Source organism: Ruegeria sp. HU-ET01832 (assembly GCF_040371315.1).
In the GTDB taxonomy this organism is placed as follows: Bacteria; Pseudomonadota; Alphaproteobacteria; order Rhodobacterales; family Rhodobacteraceae; genus Ruegeria; species Ruegeria lacuscaerulensis_A.
The window spans coordinates 45,875-61,196 of sequence record NZ_BAABWL010000011.1 but is presented as its reverse complement, the minus strand read 5'-3'; the positions used below and the strand labels follow the sequence as shown (position 1 = coordinate 61,196).

Sequence of the window (15,322 nt, the reverse complement as noted above, 5' to 3'; positions counted from 1 at the left end):
TCCTCAGGCGCCCTTTTGCGATTTGGGGGACCCTTGGTCCCGTGGTTACATCTGCGCGCGCGGGATATTTGGTTCGCAGGGGAAAATCAAGCACATCCTGAGGGAAAAGCCGTTTACGACGCTGGATTTTGCGTGAGCTCGCCGGAATCCAGCGGCTGGATCAGATCGGGGCGACTTTTGAACCAACCGTTCTGTTGATGTTCTTCGGCCAGCCATTCCTCGACTCGGTCCGCAACCTTCAAGGCCAGACCGCTCATCTGCTCTTCTTTGGTACGCTCATGGCCCGAGCCCTTTAACGCGCTACCGCCAGTGGTGTCTTCCAGAACCTGAAATTGTTTGCCCTTGGCCAGAAATTCTTTCTTGTTCACATCATAGACATTCACCAGCACAATCGCGGTGCTGCGTGGGTTGTAGATCACCGGAATGCCCGGAGGTGCCAGCATATATCCCTCTAGGCTGATGCCGATATCATAATCCTGCGCGCCTTCGTATCGGCCAAGGCGGATATCCACCGCATTCTGGATCGCGGCCGTCCACTCGTCCGGCGTAGCGTCGCGTGAGACCGGTCCCTGAACCGCCTTTTCGGCAAAGGCATAGTTGACGCGCAGTTTGAATTCGCCGAGCGACTCGGGCTCTTCGTACACTTGCGTCTGCGTACACGCGCCCAACAGGGCCAGTCCGGTGATCAAGGTCAAAATGCGCAACATGTCTCTCGTCTCGATAGGCCTGTTTTCTTTGATTTAGCGCACCGATACGGACTGTGCCAAGCCGTATCGGCGGAATTCCCCGCAAGCGGTCGCAAAATCAAGAGAATTTATAGTCCCTCGGGAAGCCGTAAGGCGGCTTTTTCCCGACGCTGGCGCGTTTGGCCAGCCATTGAGACATATCCGCCTCGTGCCGGGTCTTGTCGCCACCCATGGACCATTTCAGGCCGTCCTCCCAGTTGAAAGTGGTGATGTCGGACAGACCGCCATCCAGTTCCAGCGTGCCCTGACGCCCGCGGGCCATGTTGTATTTCTGCAAACGTACACCCTTGCCGCGGGTCATCTCGGGCAATTCTTCGGTCGGGAAGACCAGGAACTTACCGTTCTGAGACACCACCGCTACGTGGTCGCCCGCGACCGGTTTGCAGATCACCGCCGTTTCATCACCTTTGACGTTCAGCACCTGCTTGCCGTTGCGGGTCTGCGCCAGCACATCATCCTCGGGCACCATGAACCCGTTGCCCGCATCCGACGCTACCAACAGCTTGCGCCCCGGCTTGTGGATCAGGATGTCGATGATCTGCGCCTCGTTCGGCAGGTCGACCATCAGGCGCAGCGGCTCGCCCATGCCCCGCCCGCCGGGCAGGTTGGCGGCGCTGACCGTATAGAACCGGCCATTTGAGGCAAAGACCAGCAGGCGGTCGGTGGTCTCGGCATGGAAAATGAAACGCGGGCCGTCGCCATCCTTGAACTTCAGCTCGCGCTTGAGGTCGATGTGGCCGGTCATGGCGCGAATCCAGCCCATCTGCGAACAGACGACCGTGATCGGCTCCTTGTCGATCATCGCCTCAAGCGGCACTTCCTCGACCTGTCCAGCCTCGGCGAATTGGGTACGGCGTGCGCCGCCTTCGTAGTCTTTACCAAAGGTCTTTTTGGTCTCTTTCAACTGCTCGGCGATCTTGGCCCATTGCAGTGCGGGATCAGCCAGCAGGTCTTCGAGATTGGCGCGCTCTTCCATCAACGCGTCACGCTCGCGGACCAGCTCCATCTCTTCCAGACGGCGCAGGCTGCGCAAGCGCATGTTGAGGATGGCGTCGACCTGAACCTCGGACAGTTCGCCCTCGCCTGGTTTGGGCGAGACATAGTCGGATTCGTCCGTCGCACGAACGTGGTCGATGCCCCAATCTTCGCGCATCAAAGCAGCTTTGGGATCATCGTCATAACGGATGATGTCAATCACACGGTCGAGGTTCAGGAAGGCAACGATGAAGCCCTCCAACACTTCTAACCGGTGGTCGATCTTAGCCATGCGGTGACGCGAACGACGCAACAACACCTCTTGCCGGTGGTCAAGGAAGGCGCGCAGCACTTCCTTCATCGAACAGACCTTGGGCGTCACCCCGTCGATCAGCACGTTCATGTTCAGGCTGAAACGCACCTCAAGGTCCGAGTTGCGGTAGAGCATCCCCATCAGCACTTCGGGGTCCACGTTCTTGGACCGTGGCTCGAGGATCAGGCGGATGTCATCAGCGGATTCATCGCGGACATCGCCGAGGATGGGGATTTTCTTGGTCTGGATCAGTTCCGCGATCTTTTCGATCAGCTTGGATTTCTGAACCTGATACGGGATCTCGGTGACAACGATCTGCCACTGGCCACGCCCCAGATCCTCGACCTCATACTTACAGCGCAGGCGGAACGATCCACGCCCGGTGCGATAAGCCTGCGCGATATTCTCGGGCGGCTCGACAATCACGCCACCAGTCGGAAAGTCCGGGCCGGGGACATAGTTCAGCAGCGTGTCATCCCGCGCGTCCGGCGTCTTGATCAAATGCAGACAGGCGTCACAAAGCTCCGAGATATTATGCGGCGGGATATTCGTCGCCATGCCCACCGCGATACCACTGGCCCCGTTTGCCAGCAGGTTCGGGAACTGTGCGGGCAGCACGACCGGCTCGGTCAGCGTCCCGTCATAGTTGTCGCGGAAATCAACAGCGTCTTCGTTTAGACCTTCCAGCAGCGCTTCGGCCACGATGGTCATCCGCGCCTCGGTGTATCGCGAGGCCGCCGGGTTATCGCCGTCGATATTGCCGAAATTCCCCTGCCCGTCGACCAGCGGATAACGCACGTTAAAGTCCTGCGCCAGACGCGCCATCGCATCGTAGATCGCGGCATCACCGTGGGGGTGATAGTTACCCATCACGTCGCCCGAGATCTTGGCGGACTTACGGAATCCCCCTGTCGCGCTGAGTCGCAGCTCGCGCATTGCATAGAGGATTCGCCGGTGAACCGGCTTCAGACCATCGCGCGCATCGGGCAGCGCCCGGTGCATGATGGTGGACAAAGCATAGGTCAGATAGCGTTCGCCAATCGCGCGGCGCAGCGGTTCGGCTACCTCGCCCCCACCTTCGGGGGCCTCCATGTTGGGGTCGTCGATCGTGTCGTTCATATATGATGTGATACGACGCAAGCGCGCCGCGGTAAAGCAACCGGCAAGCATTTTGCTGGGGACAAGTGGCGCTTTTTGCAACAGGGGGAGGCAACCGACGGATTTCCCCCGATCTTTCGACTCGAGACCTCAGATATGGTAAGCTCTCGGTCATTAGACTGCTGCCTATTTCATCTTTTACGATTACCCGGGGGAAGCGCCATGACGCGCCTTATCGTTGTTAGTTTCGCTGCACTTGGCTGGTGTTTTTACGTCATGAGCGGTGGGCCAGACTTTGAACCGCGCGGCCTGCGTGCCGAACAGCCTGTGCGTGTCGCCACCCAATCCAAGCCAGTGCAGATCGCACCTGCGCCTGCCCAAAATCTTGTGACCAACGTCGCCAGCCGCACCCCGGCCGTCCGGGCCAAACCGATCGAGCCTCAACCGGCCGTTGTTGAATTTGTGACTGAAACCGCAAGCGTTGAAGCGCTCAGGGAAATATCGGTTTTTGATGATCAAACTTCCAATTTTACGCTCGCATCGCTTGAAGATGGAGTGAGCGGCCTGCAGCAGATGGAACCAGAAGCGCCTGAACAGATCGCGGAACCGATTGCCCCCACTGAGCCCGAAAAGGACATTCGCGAGATTTCTGGAACACGGGTCAATCTCCGCGACGGTCCCGGCACGATCTATCCAATCATCGCAAAGGTCGGCATTGGCCAGAAAGTCGAAATCCTGAGCGACTCGGGCACAGGTTGGCTTCGCCTGCGCGTGTTGCCGCAGCAACAGGTCGGATGGATATCGGCATCTCTGGTCGAAAAACCCGTAAACTGACGCAGTGCAACGATTGTCCCACCCGGTATCACGCCCTAGCTAGGGGTAAGGCTTGGTATCGGGGACACTATGCAGAAATCGATTCTAATAACCGGCTGTTCGTCCGGAATCGGGCTGGACGCAGCGCATGGCATGCGCGCTCGCGGGTGGCGCGTCTTTGCATCGTGCCGACAACAGCGGGACTGTGACAGGCTACGCGCGCAAGGCTTTGAAAGCCCCCGCATCGACTATACCGATACCGACAGCATCACCGCTGGTCTGGCCGAAGTGCTTGAGGCCACCGGAGGCACGTTGGACGCACTGTTCAATAACGGCGCACACGGTTTACCCGGCGCAGTCGAAGATCTGCCCACCGACGGGTTGCGCGCGATCTTCGAGGCTAATTTCTTTGGCTGGCACGAACTGACCCGTCAGGTCATCCCGGTGATGCGAGCGCAAGGCCACGGGCGAATCGTGCAGAACTCCTCGGTTCTGGGACTGGTCGCCTTTCCCTGGCGCGGAGCTTATGTGGCCACAAAATATGCGATCGAGGGCCTGACCGACACATTGCGGTTGGAACTGGCGGATACCGACATCAAGGTCAGCCTGATCGAACCAGGCCCGATCACCTCGAAAATCCGCGAGAACTCGATCCCTTTCTTCGAACGTTTCATCGACTGGCAGAACTCGGCCCTGCGCGAGCGGTATCAGGCGTCACTGTTGAAAAGGCTATACGAATCCTCAGGCACGGATCGGTTCGAATTGCCCGCATCCGCCGTGACCGACAAGCTGGCCCATGCGGTCGAGGCAAAACGGCCGCGCCCCCGCTACTACGTTACGACTCCAACTTACATCGCAGGTTACCTGCGCCGCATTCTGCCGACACGTACGATTGACCGTATCCTCTCGGACGTCTGAGGCGAAATTACCCGTTCGCTTTTCTCCGCCATGGGTCTAGATGGTAAGCCAATGCAAAAAACGCGGACGGTGTACCCATGGACCTATTGATGGTCGTATTATTGCTGGCGATGGCGGCGGTGGTCGTCGTGCTGGTGATCGGCATTTCAAACTTCGGCAAGGCAGGGAAAAGTGCCGCGCTGAAAAGCAACAAGATGATGCAGCTGCGCATCCTGTTTCAATTCATTGCCGTGGTGCTGATCGTGCTCTACGTCTGGCTTCGCGGACAGGGAGGTCAGTAAATGGTTGTACTCAACAAAATCTACACGCGCACCGGCGATGACGGCAAAACAGCCTTGGGCAATGGGGAACGCGTTGCCAAGTATTCGGGTCGAGTTGCTGCCTATGGCACGGTGGATGAGCTGAATTCATTCGTCGGTGTGGCCCGAACCGAAGCTGATGGTGAGGTCGAAGCCGCGCTGTCGCGCATCCAGAATGACCTGTTCGATCTGGGTGCCGATTTCTGCCGCCCCGACATGGATAAGGATGCCGAGGCTGAATACACGCCGCTGCGCATCGTACCCTCTCAGATCGACAGGCTTGAGGCTGAGATCGACGCCATGAACGAAGCGCTGGCGCCGCTGCGCAGCTTCATCCTACCCGGTGGGTCACGCCTGGCGGCCCATTTGCATGTGTGCCGCACTGTCTCGCGCAGGGCCGAGCGTTTGGCGGTTGAGCTGACCAATATGGAACCTGTCAACGAAGTGGCGGTAAAATACCTCAATCGCCTAAGCGACTGGTTTTTCGTGGCCGCCCGCTGCGCGAACGAAAACGGCTCGGCGGATGTGCTGTGGGTTCCGGGCGCGAACCGCTGAAGCGTTAGCTTGAGCGCGCCGTAGCGTCAAAAAATATGAAACGCGACGTCCCAAGCCCACGAGATGACGATTTTGCCCTGTTGTCGTGTGGCTTGAGACGTTATTCAGACGTCCGAGAGCATTGGTGGAGTCGCGTCGCGGCTCACCGTTATTTGTGAGGAGCAAGCGCAAAATGAAGGTACTCGTGCCTGTCAAACGCGTGATTGACTATAACGTGAAAGTTCGCGTCAAAGCGGACGGCAGCGGTGTTGATCTCGCCAATGTCAAAATGTCGATGAACCCGTTCGACGAGATCGCCGTCGAAGAGGCGATCCGTCTGAAAGAAGCAGGCAAGGCGGATGAAGTCGTCGCTGTTTCCATCGGCGTCAAGCAGGCGCAGGAAACCCTGCGCACCGCTCTGGCCATGGGTGCCGACCGCGCAATTCTGGTTGTTGCGGCTGATGATGTGCACACCGATATCGAACCGCTGGCCGTTGCCAAGATCCTGGCCAAAGTGGTCGAGGAAGAGCAGCCGGGTCTGGTTCTGGTGGGCAAGCAGGCGATCGACAACGACATGAACGCCACCGGTCAGATGTTGTCGGCCCTGTTGGGCTGGAGCCAAGGCACCTTCGCCTCTGAGGTGGATATCGAAGGCGACAGCGCCAAGATCACCCGCGAGGTTGACGGCGGTCTGCAGACCATCAGCGTCAAGATGCCGACCATCGTGACCGTTGACCTGCGCCTGAACGAGCCGCGCTATGCTTCGCTGCCCAACATCATGAAGGCGAAGAAAAAGCCGCTGGACGAGAAAACTGCTGCCGATTACGGCGTCGACGTCACTCCTCGTCTGGAAATCGTCAAAACCGAAGAGCCGCCGGCACGAGCCGCTGGTATCGTCGTGGGCTCGGTTGACGAGCTGGTTGCGAAACTCAAAGAAGCGGGGGCTGTGTAATGGCTGTTCTTCTTCTCGCCGAAGTCAATAATGGTGAACTGGCGCTGGACGCCACCGCCAAAGCCGTCAACGCCGCGAAGGCGCTGGGTGACGTGACCGTTCTGGCCGCAGGTGGTTCTGCCGCTGCTGCCGGTGAGGCTGCCGCAAAGATCGACGGTGTATCCAAGGTTCTGGTGGCCGAAGACGCATCGCTGGGTCACCGCCTGGCGGAATCGACCGCGGCCCTGATCGTGGGCCTGGCCGATGGCTATGAGCACATCGTCGCACCGGCCACCACCGACGCCAAGAACGTGATGCCCCGCGTTGCAGCCCTGCTGGACGCGATGGTGATCTCGGATGCATCCGGCGTGGTTGACGGTTCGACCTTCGAGCGTCCGATTTACGCAGGCAACGCGATCCAGACCGTGAAATCGAACGACGCCAAGAAAGTCGTCACCTTCCGTACCGCGTCCTTTGATGCTGCAGGCGAAGGCGGTTCGGCTGCGATCGAGACTATCTCGGTCGGCGACAACCCCGGTCTGTCGTCCTGGGTTGAAGATAAGGTTGCCGAAAGCGACCGCCCCGAGCTGACCTCGGCAGGCGTTGTTGTTTCGGGTGGCCGTGGCGTCGGCTCGGAAGAGGACTTCAAACTGATCGAAACTCTGGCAGACAAGCTGGGCGCCGCCGTTGGCGCGTCGCGCGCCGCCGTTGACTCGGGCTACGCTCCGAACGACTGGCAGGTGGGTCAGACCGGTAAGGTTGTTGCCCCTGATCTGTATGTTGCCGTCGGCATCTCGGGCGCGATCCAGCACCTTGCTGGTATGAAGGACTCGAAGGTCATCGTTGCGATCAACAAAGACGAAGAAGCACCGATATTCCAGGTTGCTGACTTCGGTCTGGTTGCCGACCTGTTCCAAGCCGTACCGGAACTGACCGAAAAACTCGACTGATCTTAAGCGGAGGCTTTTCGGCGAAAATCTGACAGGCCCGCCAAAGTGGCGGGCCTTTTTCTTAATGCAGATCTCGAATTGGGCCCGCCAGTGCCTCGGCTATGGTCCTGTGCGCAGCGGGCCCTATCATGTACTCAGCCATCGGCTGCTGCAAAGTTCCAAATAGCATGTCTTCAAGCTCGTCCGATTGCCCAGAAACGCTGACAGTCTCACGCACGATTGCCGCGCAAAAAGGTCTAACCGCGTCCAGCATTCCAAGAGACAATGGCACGTCTGCTTCATCGGCAGGGTCCCCGCCATCCGATTGACCAACAACCTGCAAACACAGAAGAATCACTGGCACGTCCAGTTTTTCCAGCAGGGCCCGCATCTGCTTTAACCAATTGCGCCGTAGCTCATCCGCGACGGCTTCGAAACGTGCGTCCTGATGGTCGCGCAACAGCGCCATCAGGTGATGCACGAAATTTACGTCGGCAAAATCGACATCGGGGTATAGCGAGATCAGATCATCCTTGGCGGCCAGAAATCGATCATTCCGCCTTGGATGGACGCGATAGAAGCGATTCGATTGTCCAAGTAGGTCCGGCGCTTGCAACACGCACAGTTCAGCCTTGTCCATCAACGACTGAAGACCGGAATCGCGACACAACGCGTCGACACCGCAGAACAGGCTGCCAAGGTTTAAACACCGCCTGTCAAGCTTGTCTTCCAAAACGGACGCGAACGGAGTTTCGACGAAACGGCCAAACGTCTCTGTCCCACCGATGCAAGCCATATATGGCGTATCCAGTGATCGCTCGGGACCACGAAACCAAAGCCGCGAGCCCGAATACTGGCAGACGGCATCCTCGGGAACCCCCGAGCCTGTTTGGTAATAGCTCATTACACTCACCCATTTTTCACCCGGGAGACACTTTGCAGCCGCATATCTTGAGAAATTACTAATGTGCGCATTTGAAGCAAATTCGATGGGTCTCATCCTCTTGCCGCCCGCCCCCATCTGCCGATACTGTCGCCATAACCCGTGGGACAGAGGCACCTGAATATGGATGTAAAATCAGTCGGAGTGATTGGCGCAGGTCAGATGGGCAACGGTATCGCCCATGTGTTGGCCTTGGCGGATTATGATGTTGTTCTGAACGATGTCAGCCAGGATGCGTTAAACGCTGCGATGGCCATTATTGAAGGCAATTTGACCCGCCAGGCATCACGCGGAAAGATAACGGATGAGGCGGTACAGAACGCCTTGAAACGCATCACAACCACGCTGGAATTGCCGCAACTGGGCAAGACCGATCTGGTGATCGAGGCGGCCACCGAACGCGAAGCGATTAAGCAGGCGATTTTTGAGGATCTGCAACCTCATCTTCTGCCGCATACGATTCTGACATCGAATACGTCGTCTATATCGATCACGCGTCTGGCCAGCCGTACGGACCGCCCCGAAAGGTTCATGGGTTTTCATTTCATGAACCCGGTTCCCGTTATGCAACTGGTCGAGCTGATTCGCGGCATCGCCACAGATGAAGAAACGTTCAGCGCGTGTAAGGCCGTCGTCGACAAGCTGGGGAAAACTGCAGCCAGCGCCGAGGACTTTCCGGCCTTTATCGTGAACCGTATTCTCATGCCAATGATCAACGAGGCGGTTTACACGCTGTACGAAGGGGTCGGGAATGTGCAATCGATCGACCAGTCGATGAAACTAGGGGCAAACCATCCTATGGGGCCCTTGGAACTGGCCGACTTTATTGGGCTGGACACGTGTTTGGCCATCATGAACGTGCTACATGATGGTTTGGCGGACACCAAGTATCGCCCTTGCCCATTGCTTACGAAATATGTTGAGGCAGGGTGGCTTGGTCGCAAATCCCAGCGCGGGTTTTATGACTATCGAGGTGAATTCCCCGTTCCGACCCGTTGAAGGGGGCAGCCCCCTCGCCCGGACGTTGTCCGGGCTCACCCCCGAGATATTTTTAGCCAGATGAAGAAGCGGATCAGGTTCCGCGTGTCTCCCCCAAGGATAATGTGTGCTTTCGGAGCCACGCCATGAAACCGCGTGGATCGCGTTCCAGAAGTTGCATGTCATCTTCCGATATAGGTTCACCAATGACTGGGGATTGAGGCTTGTTGCAAGACCTGACGATCTCGTGCAGCAAAAGGCCCTGGCGCATAATGGCTGATAGTTTGTTCGCGATCTGATAGGCGCGAGAGTTGCGGCCCGGGAAGAAAATCGGCACCACCTGCGCGCCGGATCTCCGGATCATCTTGGCAGTGAAAACGTTCCACTCGCGTTCAATCGCAGGGCCGAACCAATCATCCGAGGACATAACGACACCTGACGGGAACAGAGCCACAACGCCTCCGTTTTTAAGGTGATCCATCGCCTTGCCACGCATTTCCAGCATTTTGGCCTGCGCTTCCGGGTCATGTGGGAAAGGCACTGGAATCATAAACGACGTCGCGGCCTCATCCAGGCCAGTCAGGACCGAGCGTGTCAGAATGCGATAGTCGTTGCGCACCTGACCGATAAGCTCGGCCAAAATCATGCCATCGACCATACCGTGAGGGTGATTTGCCACGACGACCACAGGTCCGGTTTTGGGGATACGGGCAATCTGTTCCTGCGGTGTGGTCAGATTGATTCCCATCACCTCAAGCGCGCCGCCCCAGAAACGCTGGCCCCGGTAGTATTCGTTCTTCTTCTCAAACTTGTTGACCATACGCAAAATGGTCAGCTTACCGGTGCACCATTCGATGGCGCGAATGGCTGTCGCGGTCCAGGCGTCGTCAAACGAGTTCGCATAGGTCAGGGTTCTACGGTCGTAGATTTCGCCCTGGTCCTCGGTCCCATCGACAACCGGGCCTGTCTTGGTCTCGTGCGTAGTTTCCGCCAATTCCTGGTCTTCCCGTTATTGGTATCGCGGCTGATGCGCTCAGAACCCCTCCCCGAACTTGTCGTTCACGAGGGTTTCCAACGCATCGGCCAACGCCTCAGCATCCGGTCCGGACGTCTCGACGTCAATAGTCGTTCCACGCGACGCTGCCAACATCAAAAGACCCATAATACTGTCGCCCGACGCTGAAAGCCCGTCTTTTGACACTTCGGCCTGTGCATCGAACCCTTCGACCACTTCAACCAACTTAGCCGAGGCGCGCGCGTGCAGGCCCTTTTCATTAATTATTTTCAAGCTTCGGGTGGTCATTCTTAGTCGGTCCGCTCTTGGTCAAAGGTCACGTTTTGCGCATTGATATACTTGCGCCCAGCTTCCATCGCCTGCCGCACCGCGTCGCCAATTGGCAAGTGGCGGGATTTAGCCAGTTTGATCAACATAGGCAGATTTGCACCGTAAAGGATACGTCGGTCATGAGGTGCACAAGCGCGTAAGCTGAGATTCGAAGGGCTGCCGCCGAAAAGATCTGTCACGACAACGACGCCATCGCCAACATCAACGCTGTCGGCGGCAGCACAGATTTCTGCCTGCTTGGCCTCGCGGTCATGGTCCGCTTCGATCGAAATCGCCGCAAGGCCAGGTTGCTTTCCTACGACATGCTGCATGGCCGCAAGATATTCCTGCGCCAACCCACCATGTGCTACGAGTACGATCCCGATCAATCCGGCCTCACATTCAACGATCGACGTTCCATTTCGCGATGCCTAATTGCCACCTGCTGCCCCCCTTCCGCAAGAGCCTTTGCAACCGCTTCCGCTGTGGCGACCGATCTGTGCTGACCGCCCGTACACCCGAATGCAACGGACAGATGCGCTTTTCCTTCGGCACGATAGGCCGGAAGCAGGATTAAAAGCAGATCGACCACGCGTTCAAAAAACGGCGCATAATTTCCGTCTGATTGAACGTAGCGCGCCACGTCCGGGTTTCGACCGTCTTCGCCCCGCAGATCTGGCTGCCAGTATGGGTTAGCGAGGAAACGGCAATCAAATACCATGTCCAGACCACGGGGTAACCCGCGTTTATACGAAAACGACTCGACCGATACAGCTAGATGTCGGCCTCCCTGTGGCGCGAACCAACGTTCGACCTCTTGCCGCAGCTGGTGCACGTTGAGCGGGCTGGTATCAATTAGCGTGTCAGCAATCTCTCGGATCGGCGCCAGCAACTCTTTTTCCTGCATCACCCCGGTTTCAGGGCTGGCATTCGCCGCGACTGGATGGCGCCGTCGCGTTTCAGAGAACCGACGTAGCAAGACCTCATCGCTACAATCGAGATACAAGGTGGCCAGGTCGACATCAGCCATACGGCGCAGTTTCGCGGCTAGTTCGATAAAACCAATTGTCGAGAAATCCCGATTTCTTGCATCCAGCCCCAAAGCCATGGGCCGCTCGCGCGCCGGTCCTTCCAGCAAGCGAAGCAATAGGCCCATCGGTAAATTGTCTATGGCTTCAAAACCCAAATCTTCGAGCACCCGAATAGCAGTGGATCTCCCAGCACCAGAAGGTCCGGTCACCAGAACTATCCGTTGTTGTGTCATGCGTTCGGCCATTCTGGACCCACTCGCCCCATTTTCAAAAGCTGCATAAGAGCTGCTGACAAATTGGGGGCAGCCGCTGCCCGTAGCAAGGGAACAGTTTGCCTCAGGGCGAGAACAGTTGCGTGTTCGGGCAGGCGCGCGTGCTCGGGCGTATCTAGATCAACAACATAACGAAGTGGTACGGGCCCGACCGGAACAGCTTGCAGAAGGCCGATGCCACGGGCCTCGATTATGCCGCTAATATTGGGGGCGGCATCCGCTAATACAGCTCCGCTCTTCATGCGTAGACTGACGCGGTCGTCTGCAACCAACCCGGCGCCCGCCGCCATCATCTGCAACCCAAGCGCGGATTTCCCTGAACCGGACGCGCCAATGATCAAGATACCGCGCCCGTCGACCGCAACGCAGGTGGCGTGAACAACTGCAGAATCCAGATTTTCAACGGCCGACAGCGTGGTGTCCGGCATGACCTATACGGGCAACCCGACGACAAACCGGGCGCCCAGCGGATCCGAGGTGATGTCCGCTTCGGTCGGTCGAATGTTTTCGGCCCAGATAACGCCGCCATGTGCTTCGACAATCTGCTTGGAAATCGCCAAACCAAGGCCCGAGTTGTTCCCGAAATGCTCGGCCGGGCGCTGGGAATAGAAGCGCTTGAACACCTTCGTCAGTGCCTGTTCCGGGATGCCGGGACCGGTGTCTTCAACAACAATCAAGACCCGATTCTCGCGCTGGCGGACCCAGACACGTATCGCATCGCTGTCCTCGCAGAAAGAAATCGCATTGGTGATTAAGTTGACAAAGACCTGTGCAAGGCGTGCTTCGAGACCGTGGATCACGATCGGTTGACTCGGCATATCCGTGATGTAATCGATGCCTTTTTCGCGCGCGTCCTCGCCCAAATACTGGCCGATGTTGCCCAGTAGCTTGAGCAAATCGAACGGCTGCTCTTCTTCCTTGACCAGTTCGGCATCAAGACGCGATGCATTTGAGATATCGCTGACCAGACGATCCAACCGCCGCACATCGTGCTCGATCACACCCAGCAGTTTGTCCCTCTGGTCTTCGCGTTTGACCATACGCAGGGTGCCAACTGCGGATTGTAGGCTGGCCAAAGGATTCTTGATCTCGTGTGAAACATCGGCGGCGAACTGTTCGTTTGCGTCAATGCGGTTGTAAAGCGCCGTCACCATGCCTCGCAATGCCCGGCTAAGACGCCCTATTTCATCCGGCCGCGCACTGAGGTCGGGGATACGGATACGGCCAGGGTTCATACCTGTGCCACGGTCTCTGCCCGTCTCTGCAGCAGAGGCCAAATCCGCCAATGGGTTTGCAATGGTCGAGGCCAAAACAAGGCTTAACCCGATGGAGACAAGCAAGGCGACCACGAACATCTGTAAAATACGCTCTTGCTCACGTCGCGCCAGAGCGTCAATTTCGCCTGCGGGGCCCGTTATCGCAACAGCCCCGACTGGTACTCCGTCCTGCAGGATCGGCGTAGCCGCAACGACGACCGTCTCGCGTTGTTCGTCCTTTACCGCCTGAACCTGTGTTGCGCCATCAAGCGCCGAGGGGACAATAGCCTGAACCCGCTGCGCCAAAGTGGGTGCCGTGCTGGGATCGTAGTTCGTGAAAACGCGGGTCAGGCCGTTCCACACCGCATTCAATGCGTCGCTGATCAGCGTGCTGCCTGTCTGAACCTCGGCATCAGTTCGCAGCAGCACGGCCATTGTGGATGATGAAGCCTCACCGCGCGTCCAACCGATAAGAGTGCCGGACATGTCATACACAAAAACTTCGCCACCCGGCGGCAGGCTCAGACCGGCCAACGTGTCTTCAACGTCCAATTGACTGGCATCTTGCGACGGTTGATCGCCGGTTTGACGCAACCGTGTTTCAAAGACGTTGCTGACCAGTTGCGCGTTTCCGACGATATTTCGCGCAGTCTGCTGAACTTGTTCCTCACGAGAATCGTCCAAGTACAACAGTCCGGTTACCAGAATAACCAAGGCCACCAAGTTGATAGTAACGATTTTGCGCGCCAGCGGGGACTCACGCAAGGCGAACAGATTTCGGCGACGCCGCGATGCGCGCAGCTCGCCTGATTCTCCGTCCTGTGGAATGACCCAATCATCCCCCAGAACGACATCGCCATCCTTGAATTCGCTGGCTTGTTCCGTATCGCGCACGAGACCCAACTACCCTTTCAGATTGGCGTTCTTATTCTTCGTTGTACCGGTAACCAATGCCATAGAGCGTTTCGATGGCCGAAAACTCTGAATCAGCGGCGCGCATTTTCTTGCGCAGACGCTTGATGTGGCTGTCAATGGTCCGATCGTCAACATAGACCTGATCGTCATAGGCCACGTCCATCAGTTGATCGCGGCTTTTGACAAAGCCTGGTCGCTGTGCCAACGCCTGCAGCAACAGGAACTCGGTCACTGTCAGGGACACGTCTTCTCCCTTCCAGCTGACCGCATGGCGCAGAGGATCCATCCGCAGTTCTCCGCGTTCCATAACCTTAGCGTCGCCAGTATTGGCGACAGTCGCGTCACCTGAAGTGGCTTCCTGTCGGCGCAGCAATGCCCGGATACGCTCGACCAGCAAACGCTGCGAGAAAGGCTTCTTCACATAGTCATCCGCGCCCATACGAAGGCCAAGAACCTCGTCAATCTCGTCATCTTTCGAGGTCAGGAAAATCACTGGCATCTGGGTCTTCTGCCGCAGGCGCTGCAACAGATCCATGCCGTCCATACGCGGCATCTTGATATCCAGCACAGCCATGTCAGGCAGTTTCTTGTTGAAGGCGTCTAGCGCGGCCTGCCCGTCATTATATGTTTCAACCTCAAAACCTTCGGCTTCGAGAGTCATGGATACGGACGTCAGAATGTTTCTGTCGTCATCCACCAATGCAATCTTTGACATCGGGTTAACCCCTATTCCTGCTCACTCATGCAATTTATCGCTTATTAGTATGGCATTTCTGGCGTTTTTAAGGCCGCGAATCAATCCGTAACTGCGAATCGTGCGATTGTTGTCACATAGATGCAGCAAAAAAGCCGTTAATGTTGCCGGAAAGGCGCTTTGATTTCCGACAGGAAATTTGTGATGGCGCTAAACTTGGGCTTGGTTGCGCTAACTGCGTCAAACCCTCCTGTTCATGTCCCGAATGACCGTGGTAAGACGCGGCCATCCGCCGGTTTTTCCCGGCTAATTGCCCAATGGCGCATCCGGCCCAACCGCCAACGCGCCGCCAC

17 protein-coding genes are annotated in these 15,322 nt (G+C 57.4%); 7 read left to right on the top strand and 10 right to left on the bottom strand.

Translation table 11 applies throughout. The annotated features are described in order from the left end of the window. Positions 1 to 113: 113 nt before the first annotated feature. Positions 114 to 707: a hypothetical protein gene (locus ABWV79_RS21670; protein WP_170356706.1), complete on the bottom strand. Its 594-nt coding sequence runs from the start codon at positions 705 to 707 to the stop codon at positions 114 to 116. A 97-nt stretch (positions 708 to 804) separates the two neighbouring features. Beyond that, positions 805 to 3,153, bottom strand: a complete 2,349-nt coding sequence (gene parC, locus ABWV79_RS21665; protein WP_170356707.1) for a DNA topoisomerase IV subunit A — start codon at positions 3,151 to 3,153, stop codon at positions 805 to 807. 201 nt (positions 3,154 to 3,354) lie between these two features. Between parC and ABWV79_RS21660 the strand changes: the two genes are divergently transcribed. The 6 genes from ABWV79_RS21660 (at position 3,355) to ABWV79_RS21635 (ending at position 7,577) form a co-directional block, all read left to right on the top strand. Beyond that, positions 3,355 to 3,966 carry an SH3 domain-containing protein gene (locus tag ABWV79_RS21660; RefSeq protein WP_353394822.1) on the top strand — a complete coding sequence of 204 codons (612 nt, stop codon included), beginning with the start codon at positions 3,355 to 3,357 and terminating at the stop codon, positions 3,964 to 3,966. Positions 3,967 to 4,035: 69 nt separating this feature from the next. Beyond that, on the top strand, positions 4,036 to 4,863 hold the full coding sequence (locus tag ABWV79_RS21655) for an SDR family oxidoreductase (RefSeq protein WP_353394820.1): 828 nt from the start codon (positions 4,036 to 4,038) through the stop codon (positions 4,861 to 4,863). A 77-nt stretch (positions 4,864 to 4,940) separates the two neighbouring features. Further along, complete coding sequence (locus ABWV79_RS21650) at positions 4,941 to 5,144, top strand: twin transmembrane helix small protein (RefSeq protein WP_170356709.1); 204 nt, start codon at positions 4,941 to 4,943, stop codon at positions 5,142 to 5,144. Further along, positions 5,145 to 5,717, top strand: a complete 573-nt coding sequence (locus tag ABWV79_RS21645) for a cob(I)yrinic acid a,c-diamide adenosyltransferase (protein ID WP_170356710.1) — start codon at positions 5,145 to 5,147, stop codon at positions 5,715 to 5,717. A 172-nt stretch (positions 5,718 to 5,889) separates the two neighbouring features. Next, positions 5,890 to 6,648, top strand: coding sequence for an electron transfer flavoprotein subunit beta/FixA family protein (locus tag ABWV79_RS21640; RefSeq protein WP_353394817.1), 759 nt, complete (start codon positions 5,890 to 5,892; stop codon positions 6,646 to 6,648). Then, entirely contained in the window at positions 6,648 to 7,577 is a 930-nt protein-coding gene (locus ABWV79_RS21635) for an electron transfer flavoprotein subunit alpha/FixB family protein (RefSeq protein WP_353394815.1), read from the top strand. The genes ABWV79_RS21640 and ABWV79_RS21635 overlap by 1 nt, the downstream gene beginning before the upstream one ends. A 61-nt stretch (positions 7,578 to 7,638) precedes the next feature. Here ABWV79_RS21635 and ABWV79_RS21630 read toward each other — a convergent pair whose 3' ends face one another. Further along, positions 7,639 to 8,460, bottom strand: coding sequence for a DUF6473 family protein (locus ABWV79_RS21630; protein ID WP_353394814.1), 822 nt, complete (start codon positions 8,458 to 8,460; stop codon positions 7,639 to 7,641). 162 nt (positions 8,461 to 8,622) lie between these two features. Here ABWV79_RS21630 and ABWV79_RS21625 point away from each other — a divergent pair, with 162 nt between their 5' ends. Next, positions 8,623 to 9,498 carry a 3-hydroxybutyryl-CoA dehydrogenase gene (locus tag ABWV79_RS21625; RefSeq protein WP_209198265.1) on the top strand — a complete coding sequence of 292 codons (876 nt, stop codon included), beginning with the start codon at positions 8,623 to 8,625 and terminating at the stop codon, positions 9,496 to 9,498. A 73-nt stretch (positions 9,499 to 9,571) separates the two neighbouring features. Here the strand turns inward: ABWV79_RS21625 and ABWV79_RS21620 are convergent, their stop codons facing one another. From ABWV79_RS21620 to ABWV79_RS21590, 7 genes are read right to left on the bottom strand one after another with little or no spacing between them, the layout of a single operon-like run. Continuing rightward, positions 9,572 to 10,471, bottom strand: a complete 900-nt coding sequence (locus ABWV79_RS21620) for a lysophospholipid acyltransferase family protein (protein ID WP_170756054.1) — start codon at positions 10,469 to 10,471, stop codon at positions 9,572 to 9,574. A 39-nt stretch (positions 10,472 to 10,510) separates the two neighbouring features. Continuing rightward, positions 10,511 to 10,780: an HPr family phosphocarrier protein gene (locus tag ABWV79_RS21615; protein ID WP_170485943.1), complete on the bottom strand. Its 270-nt coding sequence runs from the start codon at positions 10,778 to 10,780 to the stop codon at positions 10,511 to 10,513. Between the two features lie 2 nt (positions 10,781 to 10,782). Continuing rightward, positions 10,783 to 11,190 carry a PTS sugar transporter subunit IIA gene (locus tag ABWV79_RS21610; protein WP_170356716.1) on the bottom strand — a complete coding sequence of 136 codons (408 nt, stop codon included), beginning with the start codon at positions 11,188 to 11,190 and terminating at the stop codon, positions 10,783 to 10,785. Further along, entirely contained in the window at positions 11,187 to 12,065 is an 879-nt protein-coding gene (gene rapZ, locus ABWV79_RS21605) for an RNase adapter RapZ (RefSeq protein WP_234899570.1), read from the bottom strand. The genes ABWV79_RS21610 and rapZ overlap by 4 nt, the downstream gene beginning before the upstream one ends. After that, complete coding sequence (locus ABWV79_RS21600) at positions 12,062 to 12,532, bottom strand: HPr kinase/phosphorylase (protein ID WP_353394811.1); 471 nt, start codon at positions 12,530 to 12,532, stop codon at positions 12,062 to 12,064. The genes rapZ and ABWV79_RS21600 overlap by 4 nt, the downstream gene beginning before the upstream one ends. Positions 12,533 to 12,535: 3 nt before the next feature. Continuing rightward, positions 12,536 to 14,254, bottom strand: a complete 1,719-nt coding sequence (locus ABWV79_RS21595) for an ATP-binding protein (RefSeq protein WP_170356718.1) — start codon at positions 14,252 to 14,254, stop codon at positions 12,536 to 12,538. A 31-nt stretch (positions 14,255 to 14,285) separates the two neighbouring features. Beyond that, positions 14,286 to 14,990, bottom strand: a complete 705-nt coding sequence (locus ABWV79_RS21590) for a response regulator transcription factor (RefSeq protein WP_170356719.1) — start codon at positions 14,988 to 14,990, stop codon at positions 14,286 to 14,288. Positions 14,991 to 15,322: the final 332 nt, after the last annotated feature.

Bases quoted from the DNA above. Each gene is read 5' to 3' on its own strand.
- ABWV79_RS21670 (WP_170356706.1), bottom strand. From the start codon at position 707: ATGTTGCGCATTTTGACCTTGATCACCGGACTGGCCCTGTTGGGCGCG.
- parC (WP_170356707.1), bottom strand. From the start codon at position 3,153: ATGAACGACACGATCGACGACCCCAACATGGAGGCCCCCGAAGGTGGG.
- ABWV79_RS21660 (WP_353394822.1), top strand. From the start codon at position 3,355: ATGACGCGCCTTATCGTTGTTAGTTTCGCTGCACTTGGCTGGTGTTTT.
- ABWV79_RS21655 (WP_353394820.1), top strand. From the start codon at position 4,036: ATGCAGAAATCGATTCTAATAACCGGCTGTTCGTCCGGAATCGGGCTG.
- ABWV79_RS21650 (WP_170356709.1), top strand. From the start codon at position 4,941: ATGGACCTATTGATGGTCGTATTATTGCTGGCGATGGCGGCGGTGGTC.
- ABWV79_RS21645 (WP_170356710.1), top strand. From the start codon at position 5,145: ATGGTTGTACTCAACAAAATCTACACGCGCACCGGCGATGACGGCAAA.
- ABWV79_RS21640 (WP_353394817.1), top strand. From the start codon at position 5,890: ATGAAGGTACTCGTGCCTGTCAAACGCGTGATTGACTATAACGTGAAA.
- ABWV79_RS21635 (WP_353394815.1), top strand. From the start codon at position 6,648: ATGGCTGTTCTTCTTCTCGCCGAAGTCAATAATGGTGAACTGGCGCTG.
- ABWV79_RS21630 (WP_353394814.1), bottom strand. From the start codon at position 8,460: ATGAGCTATTACCAAACAGGCTCGGGGGTTCCCGAGGATGCCGTCTGC.
- ABWV79_RS21625 (WP_209198265.1), top strand. From the start codon at position 8,623: ATGGATGTAAAATCAGTCGGAGTGATTGGCGCAGGTCAGATGGGCAAC.
- ABWV79_RS21615 (WP_170485943.1), bottom strand. From the start codon at position 10,780: ATGACCACCCGAAGCTTGAAAATAATTAATGAAAAGGGCCTGCACGCG.
- rapZ (WP_234899570.1), bottom strand. From the start codon at position 12,065: ATGACACAACAACGGATAGTTCTGGTGACCGGACCTTCTGGTGCTGGG.
- ABWV79_RS21600 (WP_353394811.1), bottom strand. From the start codon at position 12,532: ATGCCGGACACCACGCTGTCGGCCGTTGAAAATCTGGATTCTGCAGTT.
- ABWV79_RS21590 (WP_170356719.1), bottom strand. From the start codon at position 14,990: ATGTCAAAGATTGCATTGGTGGATGACGACAGAAACATTCTGACGTCC.